The organism is Arcobacter caeni (assembly GCF_003063245.1).
Classification (GTDB): Bacteria; Campylobacterota; Campylobacteria; order Campylobacterales; family Arcobacteraceae; genus Aliarcobacter; species Aliarcobacter caeni.
Genome location: NZ_MUXE01000004.1, coordinates 63,724 through 87,713, shown reverse-complemented (window position 1 = coordinate 87,713; position 23,990 = coordinate 63,724). Strand labels below are relative to the sequence as shown.

The window sequence follows — 23,990 nt, the reverse complement described above, 5'->3', positions numbered from 1 at the left end:
TTTTAAAGAATGCAAATCTGAAATTTCTTTTTATCTACATACAAAAAGTCAATATTTTAAATTCTAAGATTCCCTATCAGCGAAATTCTGAGTATATCTACAACCCGTTTTAGAATAACTTGAACAAGCTAAAAATTCCCTATCATCTTTTTTTCTAACTACCATAAATGAATTACACAATTTGCATAAGATTTCTATTTTATCACATTTGATATTTTCACATTTTGCAATATTTTTATCTACAAGTTTTACTATATTACTACCACATTCTGAACATTTCCTAATTTCATCCGTATAATCACATAAGGGGTAATTACTGCAACCATAAAAATATCTATCTTCAACATTTTTTTCTACTAAACTACCTAATTGACATTCTGGGCAATATTTAGCAACATAATCTCTATTATTTAAATACTGAATTTCTTTTTCAGTATTATCATCAACAATTTCATTTATAAAAGTTGAACTATTATGAATGTCACTTACAATAAAAAGCTTTTCTTTAGTTCTTGTTAATGCCACATAAAATAATCGTCTTTCTTCTGCAAATTCATAATTTTCTTGTTGTGACATTACAATATCTAAAATAGGGTCATCTTCTATTTCACAAGGGAAACCAAATTTACCTTTATCTAATCCTAATAAAATTACATAGTCTGCACCTAATCCTTTTGAGCCATGTACGGATAAGAATTGAATATTAAAATTAGTATAGTAATTTTGAATTTCTTTAAAATTATCTGGCTTTAAATGATTAAATCTTCCCAAAATAATTACATCTTTCTTTTTATTATTCTCTGTTTTTTTATTTAAGAAATTTAGAATTCTTTCAATATAAGCTTCTTCATTTTTTACATTCCGATAGATATAAATACTTGGATTTTCAGAAAACTTAAATGTTTTTATTGATTTATTGATTTGTGTAGGATTTTTTGTAATGAATTTTGATGCAACATTTGAAATATTATTATCAAATCTAAATGTATTGTCTAAAAAGATTGTTTCACTAACACCAAAATGATTTTTAAAATTCTTAATAATAGAAACATCACTTCCTGCAAATCTATTAATAGATTGCCAATCATCTCCAACAACCGTCAAAATTGAATCATCTATCTTTTCACAAAGTGATTTAATTAAATTGCTTCTACTCGATGATATATCTTGAAACTCATCAATTAGAATATATTTATATGGTGGTATATATTTACCACTTTTTACAATTTTAATTGCATCATTTATCATGTCATAAAAGTCTATGCATTTAAATTCATTCTTTTTCTTTTCATATTCAAAATAAATAATTTCAAATATATTTAAAAAAGCTTTTTCTCTAAAATCTAAAATACCTATTCTTTCTCTTACATCTTCATAGGTAAATTGATTACTTTTAAAATGATTTAAAAATTGAATTGTAAGTTTAGTAAATCTATCTACTGTTCCATTCTTTTCATTGAATATTTTTAATACTTCTTCAAAAGGAATATCTTTCATAATCACGCTATGAGCTTTTAATTTAGATTCTAAGGAAGATAATAAATGACCTTCAGACTTCTCATAACTATATGTTTCAATACATTGAGTATTAAAATGCCGATGAACACTTCTTTTCCATACAATACCATTTAAATAATCTTCATTATTAATGTAGTCTGCTGTTTTTCCATCTTTTGAAATTCCATAATGTTCAATATAAATTCTATAATCAGGAAGATAAAAGTCTGGTTGATATTGTCTATATCGTGATGTTGAAGTTTCATGTTCGTAAGGAGATTCATATATATAATTAATATTTTTTAATCGTAAAAAATTAGAGATTTCAAGCTCTTCATAACTTTTTACAAGGTCTCCATTAAGAGTTCTTAAATCATAATTTTTAATATAATCGTAATATTCTCCCTTATTTTTGAAATCAAATTGGTTTTTATAAGGAACAAAATGTTCAAGAAAATATTGTTTAAATAATTCATAAAAATTTACATCATTTAATTTATCTTTTACTATATTTCTAATCATATTGGTTAATATTTTATCATCTGTTGCCCAATTACATATTAATGGTTTTTTATTAGCTTTTCCAATAATATTTAAACCAAAAGCATGAAAAGTGCTTACATTAGTCGTTATATTTAATTTTTTTGTAATTCTTTCTTCTATTTCTTCAACAGCTTTTTTATTAAAAGCTAAAACAAGAATATCTTCTGGCTTAGTAAATCCTCTTTTTATTAAATAACCAATTTTAGCTACAAGAACACTTGTTTTACCAGAACCTGCTCCTGCAATTACAAGATTGTTGTCTTCATTAATCACTACTGCATTTTGTTGAGATTCTGTTAACGGATTTTCTTCAACTGATTTGAAAAAATCTGCTTCTTTTATTTTTTCATCTTTAACAAATAAATTATTCTTTTCATTTACTGCATTTATTGAATCAATAAAAAAATTTGACAGAAATTTATATTTTTCATTTTCTATGGATAAATCATAAAAAGAAAATTCTCTTAATATTAATTCTAATTTAGCTTTATATTGTCTTCTTTTATAATCATTAATATAAATATCTTTGGTTGTATTTTCTAAATCAGTTAATTTCAATTCTACTTTGTCAATTTTTTCATAAACTTCTTTAAGTTTTTCAATTTCATTAATTAATTTATTTATTTGTTCTTGTTTAATTTTATATAAATCAATTTTTCCAAATGAACAAACTTTTACTATTTTATTCACAATCCAATTTGGAAGCTTATTTTTAATACTATTAAGTTCGTCATTTAATTTTTGTTCAATATTTTTATTTAATTGTGTGTTACAAGAAATCATTTAAAATCTTACTTATCCTTAAAGTATCAAATTCTTATTCTATTTATTTAAATTTACTTTTTAAACTGTACCTATGAAATTAATTTAAGAAAATAATCATTTCTTACATCTAAATCATTATACTAAGATTATAATTATTTTATATATAATTCTATAAACTGCAAAAATATTATATATTGGAATATACATGGATTCATTTAAAAACAAATCAACAAATAAGATTGCACAAGACATAATCAATTGTTTCAAAGAAGGCAGTAAAGCTAATATTATTTCCATAAAAAATAATAAAAGAAAAATAATGATTAGAAGATATGCTGAGCATGTTAAAAAAACTCCTCATCTACTTTTATTAGAGCAGAGTAAAATAGAAACTCAAGAATGGCAAATAGCCTATGCAGATGTTACCTTAATAAAAAAAAATGATGAAGAAGATTATAAATATATTGGCTTTGATATTCATTTTAATTTAATTGAGGGAATAATATATAAAAGAATTTTTATTAATTTTTCTTTCCATGCTTTAATAAGAGTTATTGAAAGATGTAATATTCAAGAGTTATCTACACCTGATAAAGTGAAAAAATTTTTATCTTCAATGATAAAGCCAATACTTTTAAGATGCTTATCAATGTATGAAGATATGTATGAAGAACTTAGTATCTATAAAAGTGATGACACTATTGAAAAAAATAAGATATTTGAAAAAAGAGAGTCTTATATTATCACTAATAATCTTTTTATGCCTATTGTTATGGAAATAGGAAAAAACCCGAGTGGTAAAATTGCATTTGGTTTTACTATTAAAACCGTAATGCCTGACACATATAATGGTGCTAAAAAAACTATAAAAGAGAAAGAAAGAAAACATTTAAAAGAAAAAATATTTGATTATTCTTATCTCTTAGTGCCTTATGCTCATTTATTATAAGACCATTCAGAGTTTTATGTCAGTAACGGATAGTCATTAAAGTTATATCATAATTAAACCATTTAGTTTGGAACTTAGAGAAAGTTCAAAAAGCTAAAGTTGAACTTATTTTATAACTCATCTTTGTAACAAGTTTTTGTACACCAAGCACTTGAAAGTTTAACAGCATAGATTTTGAGAGTAGATGATTAATTTCATTTACTCTTTTCTTTAGCCAAAAAACTTATCAAAATCATAAATAAAGACATTTTTTAGGTAAGCAAAGAAATCAGAATCAGTACTATGTTCTATTTATCAAATCCCTTGACTCTACCTCGCCGATAAGGAATTTGACTGGATTAGAAATCTAATGCCTTATTGTTCTATTAAAAAATACATTTCTATTCAATAATTAAATTTACATTTTTTATTCAAATGGTGTTGGTGGTACTTTAAACATTTTTGCATTTTGTCCTGCATTTTGATCATCACATAAAGATTTAACTGGAAGGTTGACTACCTGTGTTGCAAATAAATCAGCACCCTGATTTCTAAATATCATACGCTTATGAGGCAGTTTATATGGTGAGAAAACTAATGAATCACCATATTTTCCTGTATTACATATTATAACACTGCACATGACTATTCTTGAAATAGCTTCAGCTAGTGCATAAAATGAATTAGTATCTGTATTATAAGCCAGTATAATCATGTGTTGGACTTTACCCTTATATGCAACATATCGTTCTAAATCATAAAAATCTGCACAAATTGCAAATCCTATTTTTCCAAATGGATTTGCATCTATTAAGTAGATATTTTCATCAGAAATAAACTTATAATCTTTTTTATGATTTTCAGCACATTTTTTTATAGTTAGTGACTCTGCATTTGCAGGAAATTTTTTACCTAAGTATCTTACTGTTGTAAGTGAAGACTTTAGTCCTTCTTCGTTCCATTTATTTGGAACTACTAAAAGTGAATAATTCATTACTACAGTATCGATAACTTGCCAGTCTAAACCAGCAAAAACAACAGCATTCATTTCTTGTGCAAGCCGTCTTAATTCTTTTTGATAAACATTAGGAATAGTTAACTCAGGCATTACGATAATATCTGGTTTAGAATGATGGTTAAATAGTTTATGAAAACCTTTTTTTATCTCTTGCCAAACATGATTTTCAGATTCTTCTTTCATCTGTAAACTTATATCATAATCAGGACCCCAAGCTAAATCGCTATCAAGATTTGTTTGAATAAATCCAATTTTTAAGTACTCTTTATATGTACTCATCTATCCTCCTTATTTATCAAAATATCAGCTTTAAGTTTTTGAAGACTAAATGGAATAAGATAACGAATATTATCATCAAATTGATATTTTCCTGACTCTATACTTTTAATTGCTTGTATGACAATTAGTTTTAATTGACTAATATTTTTAACTTCAAACTCATATTTAGTATCTTCAGGTTTATCCTCTCCTCTCTCAATAAATTTTTGATTTTCTCTATTTCTTTTAGAAAGACAACTATTGATTATCTCAGTAGTTAGAGAAGATATTGGATGCTTTTCAATATCTGATAAAAACTTGCTTATATTCAACAATTGCTGACTAGGTAAATACATATAATTAGGTAATTCTTTTGTCTGTGTAATTAGTTGATATAACAAAATACCTAAACCAAAAATAAACATTTTTTCAGGGTTGTCTCGACCATCAAAGTTAATAAAATTTGGAAAATACCTTTCATCAATAATCCTGTTTGGTAAGTTTATTTCATCTATTTTATATTTTTTATCTTTATCTACAGTAAAAATAAAATTATATGGAAATGAATCTCCTCTTTTATTAATTTGATCAAAAGTAAATAGGTCTACTTCTTTAGACCAGTTGTTAATTAAAAGTAAAATAATTTTTAATCCAAAGAGTTCTCTATTATTTTTATTATGACTAAAACTTAGTAAATTTAATAGTAAATCTTTGTCTTTTGTTATACTAATATATTCAAAACATTCTAGTGCACTTTTATTAGTAATATTCTTTAATTTTTCATAAGTTATAAAATTTTCTTTCAATACTTCATACCACCAAGAAAAAGGAAAGTAAATTATTTCTTCTTTTGTTAATAATTTTATTACAGTTTCTTTATTAAGAAGTTTAGGAAATAGTGACATAATACTATACGAGAGATAGTTGTTAAAAGTAGATGATTTATAGTATGTTTTAATAATTGCTGAAATATCAACAGATGTTTTCATAAACTTTTCACTTATATTCCATATAACCATATCATAATCTAATTCTTGAAATTGTACATTTTCAATTGTATTTTTATTCCAATCAAAGATGTTCAAATTTTCAAATAACGTAGTGTTAATTTTTATTTTTTCTTTTATTTCTGTTTTTAAATCACTAGTTAAATGAATAATTGATGAAATTGTTGTTTTTAATAGATTTTGTGATTGTTTAAAGTAATAAGTTTCATCTTTTATACTTAGTAGTCTTTCAAAAAAATCATATTTAAAAATAGCATTTAAATAAGTACATTTTCTATACATTTCTCTGTAAGATGGATTAGAAGATAACATAACAAATGAACGATTTATAGAATTTGCAAGCTGATCATAAAAAAAAGTCATAATATATATATAAGAAAATTGATTAAAATGATTTTTGTTCTTTAGTTCTTGTATTAAATCCCATAATTCATGTAGTTCATTTTTATAATATATTTCATTGCTTGTCATCTCTGAAAAACCATTTTTCTCGCAAAATAAAATAGTATTTTTCCATAATGAAAGTTTGTCTGGATGTGAACGAATTGTGTATATCAAAAGATTAAAAATTCTTCTTCTTTCTTGTTGTATCATAGTTTCAAGCTTTTCTTTCGCTTTTATTAAACTATCTTCAAGTTTTTCTTTTTCTTTTTTATAATTTGTAATCCTACTGTTTTTTTTATCTTCTGAAAGATCTTTAATTTCTTTTTCTTCTTCACATTTCTCTTCACATGTTCTTTTTTGCGAATGTTTTAGTAGTTTAGATTTGGCTAAATATATACTTGTAAAGTCATGGTCTTTTCGTGCTGTATATTGTGCTAATCGAGAAGAAGCGTATGCCATACGTGTATCTCCCCTTATTTCTTCATCTGAAAATTCAGAAACCAATAAGTGTTCAAGATCATGTATAACTCGTGAACCTTCATCTGAATCAAGTAAATCAAATGGAGTATTATTAATCATAGACATTTTTTCTAATGTATGATTCATTAGTGTAGATGGATAAAGTGGGTCTATAAACATCTCTGATAGTGTATTTTCTTTTATCTCTTTAAGACTTTTTAGTTCATACTTTTGACAGTCTAGGGCTAGGTCTTTTGCTAGTTTTTTTAAGTTACCATTCTTTTTTGCAATATAAATTGCACACTCTTTTGGTAGTGTTTTACTATGATTAATTTCCATACATGAAGAACCACTAGCATCTGTAAAATGCTCTTGAAGTATTTTTTCATACTCTTCAATCCAACCTAGTAATGCATCTGCATTCGTAGATAAAAAAGTATGATCATCTACAAATCTAAAGTGTGCAATTTCTTTTCTTTTTTCAAGAATTTCTTGACTAATTTTATCTACCTTTAACATAGCAATATTAGATAAAAAGCCAGCAGAAAATAGAGCTGTTGGTATACCTGTAAATTTAGATTTAGTATTAAGTCCTATTGCTTTGTAGTCATCATCTGTAGCTGTAAGCCCATCATAATCAACTTCAAATGCCAGTAGATTGTCTATAAGTTCTTGCAAACGAGAAAAGTCTGTATATTTTTCTTTTATTTCATCAGCAAAGTCAGTAAAGTTTTTTTTGATTGCATCTGTGTTAGATTTTGGAAAAAATTTTGTTAAATCTATACTTGCCCAATATAAACTGTCACTCTCATTTTTACTCCAGTACGATTTTTCTTTATATTTTATTTTATGCAGTTCTTTTAAATTACTGTTATTTTCAACATCTTCACTTTCAACTAAATCTAACGTAATCTTCTTCTTTGGCATTAATTTAGAAATGAGATGGATATCTTTTCTAAATCTTGGCCAGCTTTGCTGAAAGTTTCGATATGTATTTGTAGTTGTATTTCGATAATTCCCATATCCCCATTTAATTTTTCCTGTTTGTGTTCGACCATCAGGGAACATACTAATATATAGTCTATTTCCATAACTCCAAAATGGCATTAGTTTATCATAGTACTTTCCTATAATATTCATTACAGCTAACCAAACCACTTGGTCTCGTACATTTATCAAAAACATTTGTCTATTACGAGGTTTTCCTTGTTCATCTAAACCTTTTGGAAAAAATATTGGTCTAATTGGTTCTAATTTATATTTATTACGCATAATGTCAGTTTGAATTTGTTTTAATTCATTTTCATAATTTGCACTAAAATTTGAAATTGCTATCTGGTCATACCAATATTCATTTTTTGCAAAAAATGCTTTTGCTTTTGTCCATGCCCAATGTAAATTTTCTACTTCCACTATTTCACTTATAATTGATTTCTTATTCACTTGATTTTCCTTTTAGTGCATCATTTACATCATTAAATTGACTTGGTATGACAACTTTACGTATTGATTTGTGAACTTCAAATAATTTTTCTATTTTTTTATAAAACATCTCTCCTGCAGGGTCATTATCTGGTGCGACTAATATTTCATAATTTTTTAATATATCAACATATTCAATTTTAAAGTTTGATGCACCCATTATGCCTATAGCATTGATACCTCTTTGATAGAGGCTCAAAGTATCTGTGAGTCCTTCAGTAATAACAACATTGTCAGAGAATTTTAAATTATTAAAAATTCTTGCATTAAATATTGTAGATTTAACGCCAGAAAGGTTCATCCATCTATATTCATGATTTAAAAATCTTCCTTGTATATATGTAATACGGTCTTGTATATCAAAAAAAGGAAACAAAATAACATGGTGCCACCAAACAGGCATATATTTATAATTTTTATATTTCCATAGTCCACATTTGATAACTCGATCTAATCCCCATCTATTTTTAGCCTCATTTAAAATAAAATATGGATTTTGAATATCTTTAATTTTAAAATCATTTAAAGTTTTTTCAGTAATACCTCGTGATTTAAAATATGCAATTGTCTCTTGACTTAATGTTGTATTTTGTATTAACCATTCATATACTTCTGAATCTGCTTCAAAAAAATCTTCTTCTAGTATTTTAGATTGATATTTAGGTGACTCAAAATTATTACTTATTGTATTTGTTGAATTAAAAAACCTATTTTCAAGCCAAGAACAAGCTTCTATAAAACTACAATTATAAAATTCCTTTACTAGATTAATTGGACCACCTGAAATTTGACAACTAAAGCAATTGAAAAAATTTTTATTTAGTTGGAAAGATAAACTTGGAGTTTTTTCACCATGTCCTTTAAAGCACTTAACCACTTTTTTACTAGAAATATCAATATCTAATAAATTTGCAACTTTAGCAATAGGAATATTGTTTAATTTTTCAGTATCTTTTTTCATTTATTTTATATTCTTCATTATGTAATTTAATATATTATCATTATCTTAGTTAATTAAAACAATAAATAATATTTTAATACATTAACTTTATTATAATTTAATTACATCATTTGTGTATTTGTCGTAAAGTAATTATCAAAAATATCACTTAATATACTTATTTTTATTTTCTTAATCTTCCAAACTTTCTTGAGTATAAATCTTCATAGATGGAAATTCTAAAGCACAAAGTCTAGGATTTGGTAATTTCTCTTTATTTTTATAAAAACATCCTAAATCAATACCACAACTATACTGATTTAATAGTGCTTCTTGAAAAATTGTATGACCATAGACATTAAATATTTCTTCATTATCATGATTTTTCCATCTACTCCATTTAACAAAATGATTAAACTCTTCAACATCATCTTCATTTGTACTATTTCTTAAATTCCATACTTTTCCAACAGTTGAATGGGAAACAACTAGGTATCTATTATCTTCTGTTTTATAATCTTCATATTCTATATAATGAGGTAAACTTTTTAAATATTCAATATGTTCATAAAACTTTTCTTTTGAAGAATATGAATTTAAAGTAAATTCTCCACCACATTTAAAGAGCCAATATTTTAAATCTTCATGGTGTCTATCATTTTCAAGGTGAGAATGATAAAGTATCATCATTTCATCATGATTACCTAATACACAATCATAGTTATTGTTCTTTACAAATTCAATAACATCATGAGTGTGTTTACCTTTATCTATTAAATCACCAACAAAAACTATTTTAGAGTTTTGTTTATTTGGAAATTGGTCTATTAATGCAAGTAGTGTTTTATAACAACCATGAACATCACTTATTATATACATTTGTTCCATTATAAATTCCCTTCTTTATTTTTATCAAAAATGATTTCATTGATATAAACACTTTTAAATCTTTTTTATTATTCTATTCTTTGGATTGTGTGTTTAGAGATGATGATTTAGTAAATCCAAGAGAACATCCTTTTCTAAAAAGATTTTATATTTCTGAATATTAAAAGTTATTCTAAAATATCTAATTTTACAATTATATATTAGTTTTAAAAAAGAATTAAAAAATATAACAATTTGAAATAAAAATCAACTATAATTCAAAACTTTTAACAATCAAGGAAACATATGAAAAGAATAATATTACTAACAGCATTTTTATTCACAACCACAATATTAGCAGAATCATTCAACCAATCAAAAAAAATATTAAAAGAAATATATAAAGACCATCAAACAACTTTCTACTGTGGATGTAAATATAATCCTTTAGATAAAGATAATATGATAGATAGAAATAGCTGTGGTTATGTTCCAAGAAATGAACTAACAAAAAAAGGTAAAGAGAATGAAAGAGCTAATAGGATTGAATGGGAACATATAATGCCTGCTGAAAACTTTGGTAAACATTTACCTTGTTGGAAAGATGGTGGAAGAAAAGCTTGTAGTAAAGACCCTGTGTTTAATAAAATGGAAGCTGATATGCATAACCTTGTTCCTGCTATTGGTGAATTAAATGCTGATAGAAGTAATCTTAGATATGGAGCAGATAAACCAAAAGTTGGAATGTATGGTGAATGTAAATTTGAAGTAGATTTTGATACTAATAGAACTTATGTAAGAGATGAAATAAAAGGTGATATTGCAAGAGCATATTTTTATATGAGTAATACATATAATATTAACCTTTCAGACCAAGAAAGAAAACTAATGGAAGTATGGGATAAACAAGACCCAATAGATGAATGGGAAATTGAGAAAAATAAAAGAATTAATAAAATTAAAGGACTTTAATGCAAGATTTTCAAGGTGAAATAATTGGTTTTACTATTGTTGTAGCTGTTGTAATAATGCTTGGTTTTTATGAATCAAAAATAAAAGAAAGAAATAAGTAAATAATTCCTAAATTTAGTAGATAAGAGATAGTTCTTATCTACAAATAGTCTCACATGGAATACCATCTTTATCTCTATCAAGTCTAGATACTCCACATTGTTTTAAATAAAACATTGCTTCTTTGCAACTACTCATCTCTTTACAATATTTTTTACCTTCACATTTAAATTCTGGTTTTACTTCAGTTTTTGGCTTTTTTGTTTCTGCTGAGAAAAGAGATAACGTAAGTGCAATAACTATTAGAATTTTATGCATAGAATAATCCTTTTTTATTTGATTATAGCATTTTGAATTGTTTATTTCTAATTATATTTATAAAATGACTTTTCTTTAATTTTTGAAAAAACAAAGTAAACATTTGTAGCATAATTAATTAGAAAGTAGCATTTATTATTAGAAATGACACAAGGACAAGGATTCATGGCAGCAATAAAAATAAATTTTGTTTCATACATAATTTTGCTATTTACCCTTGATATTAATATTTTATTATCTTCAAGTGGCTCTCGTAATGCTTCTAAAATTGATTTTGAAAAATGTGGCAATTCATCAAAAAATAAAATTCCATTATTACTTAAAGCAATCTCACCCATCTTTGCATTTGAACTTCCTCCTCCAAATATTGAGGATTTTGTACTTGAGTGATGTGGTGATCTAAAGGCTCTAATTGGAGAAAAATCTATTTCTTTGTAATCCAAGGCTTGAAGTTTTGCTTTTTCTAAAATCTCTTCCAAACTCATAGGAGGCATTATATATTGCAATCTTTTTGAAATCATAGATTTTCCACAACCAGGGCTTCCCTCAAAAATAATATTATGATTTCCAGCAGCACTAATCATCGCAGCGTATTTAGCCATATCTTGTCCAATTACATCAATAAAATCACTTTTATACTTTGTTTCATAATAAAAAGTTTCATCATTTATAACTAATGTTTTATAGTCAAAAATCTTTTTTTCATATAAAAAGTTATCTTTATTTTTAGATTTTGCAAATAATATTGCCTCTTCTAAATTTTTTACTCTATAAATTTCTAAATTATGAATATTTGATAGTTTTTCTGCACTTTCATTGCAAACTAAAACTTTTTTAAGTAATCCTTGTTTTACCAAAGATAAAACAATTGGAAAAATAGAACTTGTATCTTTTATATTTCCATCAAGGGCTAGCTCCCCAAAGAAATAAGTATCTTCAAAATCAATATTTTTTTCTTCAAAAAGTGCAATTTGTAAGGCAATTGCTAAATCAAAATGTGTTCCTTTTTTATTAATTTCAGAAGGTGAAAGATTCACTGTAATTTTTAAAGGAGGAAATTTAAATCCATTTGTGAGTAGTGCTGATTTTACCCTATCCTTTGATTCACTAATACTTGTACTAATCATCCCCACAATTGTAAAAGTAGGTAAGCCTCGTGTAAAAGTTGATTCAACATCTATACTAATTGCATCTAAAGTATCAAGAGAAGCTGATTTTATAATTTTCATAAATTCACCATTTAATAATGTAATAAATTAATATATTATCTTTATTTATATTAAAAACTAAATAGACTCTACTTTTAACAACACTCGCTATAATAAGCGAAAAAATCTAGGAATTTTAACAATGTCATCACTTATAAATTGCCCCGACTGTAACCATGAAATATTATCAAGATTAGGAACTGTTTGCCCCGAATGCGGGCATACCGTTGGATATTTTGATGGAGATAAAAAAAGAAAAATTTATGGTAAATTTTTTGCTTTAACTATTTTTGTACCATTTATCTCTTTTATTACAATACTATTTGCTTCTCAAAATAAATATACAATGTATATAGGAATAGCAATATTTTTCTATTTAGCAATCAAATCTTGCCCATTATTGTTTAAAAATATTCTTTTTAGTAAATTTGAGAAAATATTCTTTTGGTTTATTTGGATTTTATCAAACAGTTTATTGTTTTCAATGATTATTAGTGTTTTAAGAAAGGGTTTTGAAGCATAAAATAAAAAAGATAAAGATTAATTCTTATCTTTTATCTTTTTTTTCCACTCTTTTTCGAATTTTTTTCTTTTTATTATTGATAAGTTTTCAATAAATAAATGACCAGCAAGATGTTCCATTTCATGTTGCCATGCAACAGCTAAAAAATCTTCACATTCCATAGTTTGTTTATTTCCATTTCTATCAAAATATTCAACGATAATATGTTGTGCTCTTGTTATATCTTCATTAAAACCAGGAACACTTAAACAACCCTCAGTGAATACTTGAGTTCCATCTTTGTGAGTAACTATGGGATTTATAGCTTCTATTAATTCATCTTTTTCTTGAATATCTTCTTCATTTGGAATATTTATAATCAAAACATTTAAAGGTATTGCTATTTGAATTGCAGCCAATCCAACACCACCTTCAGCTATCATTGTATCATACATATCTTCTAAAAGAGTGTGCAATTCAGAATCGAATTGCTCCACATCTTTTGATTTTACTCGAAGTAGTTTATTTGGATAAGTTATAACTTCTCTAATCATAAAAAATTTCTTATTTATGCTTTGCTATAACTTCATCAATTAATCCATAAGTACAAGCTTCATCAGCACTCATGAAATTATCTCTTTCTGTATCTTGTTCAATTTTTGAAACATCATGACCTGTTTGTTCTGCAATAAGTGCATTTAAACTATCTTTCATTCTTTGAATTTCTTTAGCTTGAATCTGAATATCAGTTGATTGCCCTTGTGCTCCACCTGATGGTTGGTGAATCATAATCCTAGAATTTGGTAAAGAATATCTTTTACCTTTTGTTCCAGCTGATAATAAAAATGCTCCCATAGATGCAGCTTGACCTATACAAATAGTACAAATATCAGGCTTGATATAATTCATAGTATCATAAATAGACATACCACTTGTAATTACTCCACCTGGAGAGTTGATATATAAATAGATATCTTTATCTGGATCTTCAGCTTCAAGAAAAAGTAACTGAGCAACAATAGTTGAAGCTACAGCATCATTTACCTCTCCACTTAACATAATAATTCTATCTTTAAGAAGTCTTGAATAAATATCGTAACTTCTTTCCCCTCTTCCACTTTTCTCAACTACATATGGTATATAACTCATAATCAATCCTATCTTATTATTTTCCTAATTTCTCATCTAATAATTTAGAGATAACTTTCTCTTCAATCATAGACATTTTAATTGCAGGTAGGTATCCAGCTTCTTGATATTGTTTCACAAGTTCTTGTGGATTTTGTCCCATTTGCATTGCTTCATAATATAAAACTTGCATTACTTCTTGATCTGAAACTTGAACATTTTCAGCTTTAGCAAGTGCATCAATAATAAATGTAGCTTTTACAGAATTAACTGCATCTTCTTTTAATTCATTTCTTATTTCTTCAACTTTTGATTCATTTTCTTTTAAAGTTGCAATTTCATCTTCGCTCATTGTTCTTACTTTATTATTTAAAGCATAGTTAATTTCTTGATCAACTACAGAATTTGGTAAAGCAAATTGTAATTTTTCAACTAATGTTTCTAAATATGCAGGTTTTAATTCTTCTCTATAGTATTTATTCATCGCTTCTGCTTTGAATTGCTCTTTAATTTTTTCTCTTAAAGTATCAATTGTTACATTTTCTTCACCAGGTAACATTCTTTGTGCAAATTCATCATTTAATTCAGATACTACTTTTTCTTGAATTTCATGTAAAGTTACTTTAAATGTAGCTTCTTTTCCAGCTAAATCTTTTGCTTGGTAAGATTCTGGGAAAGTTACAAGAATATCTTTTTGCTCTTCATATTTCATACCAATAACTTGTTCTTCAAATCCTGGAATAAATGAACCTGAACCTACATGTAATGGATATTTTTCAGCTTTTCCACCTTCAAATGCAATACCTGCAACAAAACCTTCAAAATCAATAACAGCATGATCTCCATCTTTTACAGCTCTTTTTTTAGCAAGTTTTTCTAATGGAGCAGATGATTTAGCAATCTCTTCTAATCTTGCATCAATTTCTTTTGCATCTACTTCTTTTTCAACAACTGATGGAAGTAATGATTTATAATCACCTAAATCAATAGTTGGTTTACAAGCAACTAAAATTTCTAAATCAATAGAACCATCTTCTTTTTTATCAAATTTTGAAATTATTGGTTCACCAATTAACTCTGCATTTGAAATATTTAACTCTTTTAAAGCTTCACCTAAAACTTTTCTTAAAGCTTCTGATTCTGCATCTTCTCTTAATTTATCAGCAAATCTTTGTTTTATTACAGCTACAGGAACTTTCCCTTTTCTAAAACCTTGAACATTCATAGTTTTAGCAGCTTGTTTAGCTACTTTATCTAAATTTGATTCTACTACTTCTTTTGCGATAGTTGCAGTTATTACAGCATTTGCACCATCAACTTTATTTGCGCTAAATTCCATTAAATTCACTCCGATTGTTATAATTTTAACGCTGATTTTATCTAAAAATTACTAAGGTTTTTATAAAACGCTGATTTGAAAAAAAGTTGTAGGAAAATTTGTATGTTTAAAAGTAGGTTTTTTAGTACAAAAATCAAAAGATTTAATAATCTTTTGATTTTCTCATTTGTAGAAGTTCTTTTTGAACTGAAATATTTATCTCTTCATTTGCATCAAAATCCAATGAATAATTTCTTCCATCATAATCAACAGAATTTAAAATAATTTTCATAGCTTCAAGTCTTGCTTTATGTTTATCATCACTTCTTACAATATGCCAAGGAGCTGATCTTGAAGTAGTTCGTCTTAACATCTCATATTTTTTTTCTGAGAATTCATCCCATAAATCTTGAGCTTGCATATCAACTTCTGAAAATTTCCATTGTCTTAATGGATCTTCAATTCTTCTATCAAATCTTCTTTTTTGTTCTTCTTTAGAAACAGAAAAATAAAGTTTTATTAAAATCATTCCTTGTCTTACTAAATCTTGCTCAAAATTAACAACATCTTCCATAAAAATTTCATGTTCTTCAGGTGTACAAAATCCAAAGATTGGTTCAACCATAGCTCTGTTATACCAGCTTCTATCAAATAATACTATTTCTCCACCTGTTGGAAAATGTTCTATATATCTTTGTAAAAACCATTGATTTTTTTGAGTTTCTGTTGGTTTTCCTAAAGCTACAACTCTGTAGTGTTTATTATTCATATATCTAGTAATTCTTCTAATAGCTCCACCTTTTCCAGAAGCATCTCTTCCTTCAAAGATAATAATCATTCTTTTATTCTCTTTTTCGAGCCAGTTTTGAAGTTTTATTAACTCTATTTGATATTTTTTTAAGGCTTCTAAATCGTAAATTTTTTGAATTCCTTCTGATAGAACATGAGAATTTAATTTCTCATAATTGCCTAAAATTGATTTTAAAAAGTCATTTTCTTCTTTTAATGGTTTTAAAATTTCATTATCTTTAACTATCAATTTATTTTCCTGTAATTTTATTTTTTTATCAACTTTTATTTCTGGTTTAGATAAAACAGAATCTTTAAAAGTTTTTAATAACTCAAAAGCATCTTTTTTTGTTAAATTATCTTTTTTAGTAAATCCTAAAACTTTTACATATCTTTTTCTATCATGCTGAAATCTTGCTATATATTTATTTCCAAACTCAGGATGAGCCTCTTTTGAAATATATAATCCACTATAATTTGTTCTTTCAAAATCACCTAAATTCATTTTAAGATAACCTCGCTAATTTAATATCCTGTTCCATATTCTCAATCTCTGTTGTACCACTTATTAATATCTTTTTATCTATTTTAAAAAAGTCTTTTTCTTTATTTTTATTTTTATATTCAATATTAGACAATATATGTCTAATACAATTTAATCTAGCTTTTTTCTTATTATCACTTTTAATAACAGTCCATGGGGCAAGATCTGTATTTGAAGCCATTAACATAGAAAATTTAGCTATTGTGTATTTATCCCATAAATTCTGAGATTCTTTATCAACAGGTGAAAGTTTATATTGTTTTAAAGGGTCTATTTCTCTTTTTTTAAATCGTCTTGCTTGTTCTTTTTTTGAAACTGAGAAATAATATTTTAATAAAACAATATTCGATTTTGCCAACATTTTTTCAAATTCAGGAACTTCTCTTAAAAATTCATGATGATCTTCCGTTGAACAAAATCCCATAACAGGCTCAACTCCTGCTCTGTTATACCAAGATCTATCAAATAAAACTATTTCTCCAGCACTTGGAAGATATTGAGTATATCTTTGAAAATACCACTGTGTTTTTTCAATATCACTTGGTTTTTCCAAAGCTACAACTCTTGCACCCCTTGGATTTAGGTGTTCTGTAATTCTTTTAATAGTTCCACCTTTTCCAGCAGCATCACGACCTTCAAAAATCATTAAAACTTTAAGTCCTTTTTCTTTTACATGATTTTGAAGTTTTAAAAGTTCAATTTGAAGTTTAGTTAACTCTTTTTCATATTCTAAAGTTTCTTCTCTAACCCAAATCTGAACTTTTTTAATCCCATTTTCTACTTTTTTTTCTAGATCTTCTTTTTCTCTACTTTTATCTTTATAATCATGTTTTACAGACTCTTTTGTATCAATAACTTCCATATCTGAAAATTCATTATCTATAATATTTCTTTCTTGCCCCATCATTCAAATCTCCTATGAAAGTCTCATTTTATAATCATTATAACCAAAGTTTTTTACAATTTCATAATACTCTTCATTATGTTTAATAACAATTGATGGTAATTTTATTCCATTAAAAGTAGTTGTTTTAACCATCGTATAATGAATCATATCTTCAAAAATAACTTTATCTCCAACTTCTAAAGGCTTATCAAAAGAGTAATCACCAATAATATCTCCAGCTAAACAAGTATTTCCACCAAGTCTATATGTATGTTTTTTTTCTCCTGCAACTCCAGAATTTCTAATCATCGCTCGATATGGCATCGCTAAAGTATCTGGCATATGAGCTTCTGCTGATGTATCTAAAATAACTAAATCCATACCATTATTAATTACATCAAGCACAGTTCCCACTAAGTAACCAGTTTGCCAACCAATCGCTTCACCAGGTTCTAAATAAACTTTTAGGTGTGGGTATCTTGCTTTAAAATCTTTTAAAAGTTTGATTAATCCCTCAACATCATAATCAGCTCTAGTAATATGATGTCCACCACCAAAATTTACCCATTTTAGTTTGTCAAAATATTGTGAAAAATTCTTTTCAAAAGCTGCTAACGCACCCTCAAGTGCATCAACATTTTGTTCACATAAAGCATGGAAGTGAAAACCATCTAAAAATTCAAGCTGAGATTCATCAAAATTTGCTTTTGTTGTTCCCATTCTTGAAAATGGTGCGCAAGGATTATATAAATCAACTTCAACACTTGAGTATTCAGGATTTAATCTAATTCCTAAAGAAACTTTTCCATAAGCTTTATCTTTAAATCTTTTTACTTGATTAAAAGAATTAAAAACTAAATGATTTGATAAAGAAATAATCTCATCAATTTCATCATCTTTAAAAGCAGCAGAATATGTGTGAACTTCTCCACCAAACTCCTCTTTTGCCAAAATTGCTTCATGAAGTCCTGATGCACAACAACCTTTTAAGTATTTTTTGCATAAATCAAAAGTTGACCAAAGAGCAAAACCTTTTAGTGCTAAAAGAATACTCACATCAGCTTCATCTTGAATTCTTTTTAAAAGAATTAAATTCTTTTCTAAAAGTTTTTCTTCACAAACATAACTTGGACTTGGTAGTTTTTCAAAACTATCTACTGTTAAATTATTAGTCTTCAAGTGCTACAAAATCCTCTTTGCTTACACCACAATCAGGGCATTCCCAATCTTGCGGTAAATCTTCAAAAGCAGTTCCTGCAACAATTCCAGAATCAGGATCACCTATTTCTGGGTCATAAATATAGTCACATATTGTACAAATATATTTTTTCATAATAAACTCCTTATTACTGTTTAAATTAAGAGATTTTTTCATAATCAAAGCGAAAGAGAAATTTTACAAAGGAGTTTACATTGGTAAATGAGTTTGTAAAATCTTCTATTCCAACGCTGAGTATGGAAAAAAGAATTAATTTATAATTCTAGAATTTTCCAAGGTAAACCTTGAGTCATTAACTCATCCATAAATGGTTTTGCATCAAACTCTTCTATATTAAACACACCTTTATTTTTCCAAATACCTTTATAAAGTAATTTAGAACCAATCATCGCAGGAACTCCTGTTGTGTAACTTACAGCTTGTGCTCCTGTTTCTTTATAACACTCTTGATGATCACAAACATTGTAGATGTAAACTTTTCTTGGTTTTCCATCTTTGATACCTTCAATAATACATCCAATATTTGTTTGTCCAACAGTTCTTGGTCCTAAACTTCCTGGATCTGGTAAAAGTGTAGTTAAAAATTCAATTGGTGTAATCATCACACCTTTATGCATAACTGGCTCTATTCCTAACATTCCAACATTTTGTAAACAATTCATATGTTGAATATAAGAATCTCCAAATGTCATAAAAAATCTAATTCTTTTTAAACCTTTGATATTTTTAACAAGTGATTCTAACTCTTCATGATATAAAAGATACGAAGCTTTTACACCAATTTCTGGATAATCATGATCAACTCTGATTTCGAGTGGTGTAGTTTCAATCCAAGCACCATTTTCCCAATATCTACCATTTGCAGATACTTCTCTTAAGTTAATTTCTGGATTAAAGTTAGTTGCAAATTTGTAACCATGATCACCTGCATTACAATCCATAATATCTATAGTGTGAATTTCATCAAATAAGTTTTGTTGAGCATAAGCACAAAATACTCCCGTAACACCTGGATCAAAACCTGAACCTAAAAGTCCCATGATTCCAGCTTCTTTGAACTTATTATCTCTAGCCCATTGTTCTTTGTATTCAAATTTCGCTTCATCTGGATGTTCGTAGTTTGCAGTATCTACATAATCAACTCCACATTTAGTACAAGCGTCCATAATTGTTAAATCTTGATAAGGTAACGCTACATTTAAAACCATTTTTGGATTTACTTTTTGAATTAATTTTACTAATTCATCAACATTATCAGCATCAACAGATGCTACATCTATTTTTACACCTTGATTTTTTAAAATATCAGCAGCGATAGATTCACATTTTGAAACTGTTCTTGATGCCAATGTAATCTTTTCAAAAGTGTCCATATTCATTGCACTTTTAACAGTTGCAACTCGACTAACTCCACCTGCTCCGATAATTAAAATACCTTTTTTGCTCATTATTCACTCCGATATATTTTTATATATTATTGTACTATTTTTAAATATAAGAACGGATAAAATAACTATAAATTACCATTTAGTAACAATTTGATTACAATTAACATAGTTTTAATAATTGCTTATGTAAACTTCCTTTTCGAGTTATGGGGAAGTCCTGGCTTCGATTGGAGTGTTTCGGTTTTAGTTGCATGTCGGTATGAGCATATCGTTAAAAGGCTCAAAAATGTTTAAATGCAAACAATACAAATTACGCACCTCAAAGGGTAGCAGCTTAATTGCTCTACCCCAGCTCTCTGAATAGAGGCGGGTGTTGCTTCACCTACAGATTATTCTGTTAGAGTAGGATTCGAAGTATAACAAACAAACAGATATATCTTAATCATTATCTTTTAAGTTAAGACTAACGCATAAAAGACAGTTTTATTAAAGTTTAATTGTACTTTTCTAAAATTAAATCGAACAATTAAAAAAGCATGTATAGATACTAAGGTCAAGCATTTTAAGACACGGGTTCGACTCCCGTCTTCTCCACCAATACACCCACAATCCCCATAAATTGGGAGGTAATAATACCATTACAACAGCTTTGTAACTACAAAAAAATCAATAAAACAATTTATTTTTAAATCAATCTATTTTTTTTATAAATCTTAGTTACTATACGAATTCTAAAACGAATGCGAGAAAAGGGTAACTTTGGAAAAATTACATAAATGTTCTGTTTGTCAAAAAAATTTTAAAAGTACTGAGATGATAAATGCTGGAATTATTCGCGAGGGAATTTATAAACTTATACAAAAAGACATTTTAACTTGGGATGAATCATCAGAAATCTGTAGAAATGATTTACATCTTTATCAAAATAAATATATTCATTCCATCCTTGAATCAGAAAAGGGTGAATTAACTACACTTGAACAACAAGTATTAGAAACTATGAAAGAACATGAACTTATCTCAATAACATCAGATACAACATTAGATCACGAATGGTCAACAGGTGAACGAATTGCTGATAAAATTGCAACTTTTGGCGGAAGTTGGATGTTTATGGGATTTTTTGCATTATTTTTAATTATTTGGATAGGCGTAAATGCCACTGTTATATTTTGGAAACCAGTAGATCCATATCCTTTTATTTTATTAAATTTATTACTTTCTTGCCTTGCTGCTATTCAAGCACCAATAATTATGATGAGTCAAAATAGACAAGAAGCAAAAGATAGATTAAGATCTCAATATGATTATCAAGTTAATTTAAAAGCAGAACTAGAAATAAGACAACTTCATGAAAAAATGGATCATCTTCTTTCACATCAATGGGAAAGATTGGCTCAAATCCAAGAAATTCAAATTGATCTTTTAGAAGAATTACGACGAAAAGCAAAATAAGGAATCAAATGGCAACTAAATCCACAATCCACAAAGCATTTTTAAATATTGCAAATATGGATACAAACTACTACAACGAACACAATCTCACTCTTGCTTTACATCCAAGCGAAACTGAATTGAGATTAATGGCGCGAATTGTTGCATTTATTTTAAATGCAAATGAAGAATTAACATTTTGCAAGGGTATTGCAGAAGATGATGAACCTGATTTATGGGAAAAAGATTTTGGTGGTGATATAAAATTATGGATAGAGTTAGGTCAACCAGACGAAAAACGAATCAAAAAAGCTTGTGGTAGATCTGAAAAAGTTATAATTTATACATATCAAGAAAATATGGCATTACCTTGGTTTAAAAAAATTGAGAATAATCTTAGTAGATTTAAAAATTTATCTATTATTAATTTAAATATGGATGAAGATATTGAAGAGTTAATGCAAAGAAGTATGAACTTACAATGTAATATTAGTGATAGTGAATTATCTTTAATTAGCTCTGATAAAGATATGATTATTACTCAAAATATCCTATTTTAAAATAACTTTCTTTTACTTATAACTAAAATAAAAGTTATAAGTAAAATCATACAAAACATATAAATCACTACATTCCAACCAAACTTTTCATATATAATAGATGGTAAAAAAGAACCTAATGCTCCACCTAAATAATAAAAACTAAGATACATTCCAGAAGTTAAAGATTTCTGAGACTCTTTCATAGAATTTGCAAGTCCGGTACTAACAGTGTGAACAGTAAACATTCCTACACAAAATAAAAAAATTAGTAAAAATATAAAGATTATATTTTCTTGAACTAGAAATATTGTTATAAAGAGAAAAAATATTAAACCAAATAAAATTGTATTTAGTTCATTTTTAAAATATTTAATAATTTTACTTGAATTTAAAGAGATTAAAATTCCCATTCCATAACCTAAATAAAGCAATGAAATTTGAAATTCTGAGGCATTTGATGAAATCTCTTTTACTCTAAAAGGTAAAATATTTAGAACACCACTAAATACAAAAAATACACAAAACATTAAAAAATATATTACCAAAAATCTTTTATCTTTTAATATTTCTATTACATCAGCAATTTTAGGTTTTGCAATAGTTGCTTCACCTTCATAAGATAATTTCGAGATAAAATATATTGAAACTAAAATAGCTAAAGATAAAGAATAAAATACAAATTCGTAAGATAAATTTGTAGCTATAAATCCTGAAAAAACTCTTCCAACTAAACCACCAAAAACAGTAGATGCCACATAAATAGACATATTAAATTTTATATTTTCTTTATCTATATTTGCCAAAATACTCATCAAAGAAGTAAGAATGGCTGGAACTACTAAAGCTTCAATAGTTCTAAAAAATAAAAATAACTCATAACTTGTAGATAAGCCTAAAAATATATTTGTAATAAATAAAATAATAGAAGAATTTATAAGCATTTTTTTTACATTTACTTTTTCTAAAATATATCCATATATTATTGGAGAAATTGCTAAAAAAAGCATAATTACTGCTGTAAATTGAGAAGCTTTTATGATTGATATATTAAATTGTTTTGCTAATAATGGTTGTATTGGTTGCGTTGCATACATAACTGATAAAATAATTATAATGCAATAAATAACTATAAATAAATCTCTTTTTTTCATAAAATCACTTATTCAAATAATCAAAAAATTATTTATTTTCTCTAATAAATCTTTTTTCAATTTCTTCATCACTTAATTCAATATTATCTTCATTTAAAAAACCATAAAAATAACTTTCATTAGCAATTAATACTTCAATTATTAAAATATTTTTATCTGGATAACTTTCAACAAACTTTTCAACTGTTTCATAAGCAGAATTTTCCCAGTTTTTTTCAAGTTCATCATTATTTCCAACATCATAAAATAAACAATCTTCGCATAATGAAAATAAATACTTTCCAGCACCTTCATATATTTCAAAAGAGTTATCTTCATTATCTAATTTTTCATTTGTAAAAGGACAATATAAACTAAATTTTCTTATCTCTTTAGGTTTTAATACAACTTTTCTCACTATCAAT

General features: G+C 26.5%; 22 protein-coding genes and 1 other RNA gene. 6 read left to right on the top strand and 17 right to left on the bottom strand.

The annotated features are described in order from the left end of the window. Positions 1–63 precede the first annotated feature (63 nt). Entirely contained in the window at positions 64–2,823 is a 2,760-nt protein-coding gene (locus B0174_RS03935) for a UvrD-helicase domain-containing protein (protein WP_108558353.1), read from the bottom strand. Positions 2,824–3,124: 301 nt separating this feature from the next. Between B0174_RS03935 and B0174_RS03930 the strand changes: the two genes are divergently transcribed. Then, a complete protein-coding gene (locus B0174_RS03930) occupies positions 3,125–3,754 on the top strand; it encodes a hypothetical protein (RefSeq protein WP_133174788.1) in 630 nt (209 codons plus the stop codon). A 406-nt stretch (positions 3,755–4,160) separates the two neighbouring features. Here B0174_RS03930 and B0174_RS03925 read toward each other — a convergent pair whose 3' ends face one another. From B0174_RS03925 to B0174_RS03910, 4 genes are all read right to left on the bottom strand, one after another. After that, positions 4,161–5,030, bottom strand: coding sequence for a carbon-nitrogen hydrolase family protein (locus B0174_RS03925; protein WP_108558351.1), 870 nt, complete (start codon positions 5,028–5,030; stop codon positions 4,161–4,163). Next, positions 5,027–8,302, bottom strand: a complete 3,276-nt coding sequence (locus B0174_RS03920; RefSeq protein WP_108558350.1) for an RNA-directed DNA polymerase — start codon at positions 8,300–8,302, stop codon at positions 5,027–5,029. Before B0174_RS03920 ends, B0174_RS03925 begins: the two co-directional genes overlap by 4 nt. After that, the gene (locus tag B0174_RS03915; protein WP_108558349.1) at positions 8,295–9,302 is read right to left on the bottom strand and encodes a toprim domain-containing protein; all 1,008 of its coding nucleotides are present in this window, start codon (positions 9,300–9,302) and stop codon (positions 8,295–8,297) included. The genes B0174_RS03920 and B0174_RS03915 overlap by 8 nt, the downstream gene beginning before the upstream one ends. Positions 9,303–9,473: 171 nt before the next feature. Continuing rightward, the gene (locus tag B0174_RS03910) at positions 9,474–10,169 is read right to left on the bottom strand and encodes a metallophosphoesterase (RefSeq protein ID WP_108558348.1); all 696 of its coding nucleotides are present in this window, start codon (positions 10,167–10,169) and stop codon (positions 9,474–9,476) included. 285 nt (positions 10,170–10,454) lie between these two features. Here B0174_RS03910 and B0174_RS03905 point away from each other — a divergent pair, with 285 nt between their 5' ends. Then, the gene (locus B0174_RS03905) at positions 10,455–11,120 is read left to right on the top strand and encodes an endonuclease (protein WP_108558347.1); all 666 of its coding nucleotides are present in this window, start codon (positions 10,455–10,457) and stop codon (positions 11,118–11,120) included. Positions 11,121–11,255: 135 nt separating this feature from the next. Here B0174_RS03905 and B0174_RS03900 read toward each other — a convergent pair whose 3' ends face one another. Beyond that, positions 11,256–11,477, bottom strand: coding sequence for an excalibur calcium-binding domain-containing protein (locus B0174_RS03900; protein ID WP_108558346.1), 222 nt, complete (start codon positions 11,475–11,477; stop codon positions 11,256–11,258). A 47-nt stretch (positions 11,478–11,524) separates the two neighbouring features. Next, positions 11,525–12,706 (bottom strand): YifB family Mg chelatase-like AAA ATPase, encoded by a 1,182-nt coding sequence (locus B0174_RS03895; RefSeq protein WP_228156408.1) that lies wholly within the window; start codon positions 12,704–12,706, stop codon positions 11,525–11,527. A 121-nt stretch (positions 12,707–12,827) separates the two neighbouring features. Between B0174_RS03895 and B0174_RS03890 the strand changes: the two genes are divergently transcribed. After that, positions 12,828–13,208 carry a hypothetical protein gene (locus B0174_RS03890; protein ID WP_108558345.1) on the top strand — a complete coding sequence of 127 codons (381 nt, stop codon included), beginning with the start codon at positions 12,828–12,830 and terminating at the stop codon, positions 13,206–13,208. A 17-nt stretch (positions 13,209–13,225) separates the two neighbouring features. Here the strand turns inward: B0174_RS03890 and def are convergent, their stop codons facing one another. The 8 genes from def to B0174_RS03850 form a co-directional block, all read right to left on the bottom strand. After that, a complete protein-coding gene (gene def, locus B0174_RS03885) occupies positions 13,226–13,741 on the bottom strand; it encodes a peptide deformylase (protein ID WP_108558344.1) in 516 nt (171 codons plus the stop codon). A gap of 10 nt (positions 13,742–13,751) precedes the next feature. Further along, entirely contained in the window at positions 13,752–14,336 is a 585-nt protein-coding gene (gene clpP / locus B0174_RS03880) for an ATP-dependent Clp endopeptidase proteolytic subunit ClpP (protein ID WP_108558343.1), read from the bottom strand. A gap of 16 nt (positions 14,337–14,352) precedes the next feature. Next, positions 14,353–15,654, bottom strand: a complete 1,302-nt coding sequence (gene tig / locus B0174_RS03875; protein WP_108558342.1) for a trigger factor — start codon at positions 15,652–15,654, stop codon at positions 14,353–14,355. 142 nt (positions 15,655–15,796) lie between these two features. After that, entirely contained in the window at positions 15,797–16,927 is a 1,131-nt protein-coding gene (ppk2, locus tag B0174_RS03870) for a polyphosphate kinase 2 (protein ID WP_108558341.1), read from the bottom strand. 1 nt (position 16,928) lies between these two features. Beyond that, on the bottom strand, positions 16,929–17,870 hold the full coding sequence (ppk2, locus tag B0174_RS03865) for a polyphosphate kinase 2 (RefSeq protein WP_165790393.1): 942 nt from the start codon (positions 17,868–17,870) through the stop codon (positions 16,929–16,931). A 12-nt stretch (positions 17,871–17,882) separates the two neighbouring features. Further along, the gene (gene nspC / locus B0174_RS03860; protein WP_108558339.1) at positions 17,883–19,031 is read right to left on the bottom strand and encodes a carboxynorspermidine decarboxylase; all 1,149 of its coding nucleotides are present in this window, start codon (positions 19,029–19,031) and stop codon (positions 17,883–17,885) included. Next, complete coding sequence (gene rd, locus B0174_RS03855; protein WP_108558338.1) at positions 19,021–19,185, bottom strand: rubredoxin; 165 nt, start codon at positions 19,183–19,185, stop codon at positions 19,021–19,023. The genes nspC and rd overlap by 11 nt, the downstream gene beginning before the upstream one ends. A gap of 140 nt (positions 19,186–19,325) precedes the next feature. Further along, positions 19,326–20,519: a saccharopine dehydrogenase family protein gene (locus B0174_RS03850; RefSeq protein ID WP_108558337.1), complete on the bottom strand. Its 1,194-nt coding sequence runs from the start codon at positions 20,517–20,519 to the stop codon at positions 19,326–19,328. Positions 20,520–20,667: 148 nt separating this feature from the next. Here B0174_RS03850 and ssrA point away from each other — a divergent pair. The 3 genes from ssrA to B0174_RS03835 all read left to right on the top strand — a co-directional run bounded on the left by ssrA (position 20,668) and on the right by B0174_RS03835 (position 22,453). Then, positions 20,668–21,056, top strand: a transfer-messenger RNA (tmRNA) gene (gene ssrA, locus B0174_RS03845). Positions 21,057–21,218: 162 nt separating this feature from the next. Beyond that, a complete protein-coding gene (locus tag B0174_RS03840; protein ID WP_205663489.1) occupies positions 21,219–21,914 on the top strand; it encodes a DUF1003 domain-containing protein in 696 nt (231 codons plus the stop codon). Positions 21,915–21,922: 8 nt separating this feature from the next. Beyond that, positions 21,923–22,453, top strand: a complete 531-nt coding sequence (locus tag B0174_RS03835) for a YaeQ family protein (RefSeq protein ID WP_108558336.1) — start codon at positions 21,923–21,925, stop codon at positions 22,451–22,453. On the opposite strand, the gene B0174_RS03830 is transcribed toward B0174_RS03835, so the two are convergent. Further along, on the bottom strand, positions 22,450–23,586 hold the full coding sequence (locus tag B0174_RS03830; RefSeq protein ID WP_108558335.1) for an MFS transporter: 1,137 nt from the start codon (positions 23,584–23,586) through the stop codon (positions 22,450–22,452). The two genes, B0174_RS03835 and B0174_RS03830, sit on opposite strands and share 4 nt — an antisense overlap. Positions 23,587–23,614: 28 nt before the next feature. Then, positions 23,615–23,983: a hypothetical protein gene (locus B0174_RS03825; protein ID WP_108558334.1), complete on the bottom strand. Its 369-nt coding sequence runs from the start codon at positions 23,981–23,983 to the stop codon at positions 23,615–23,617. Positions 23,984–23,990: the final 7 nt, after the last annotated feature.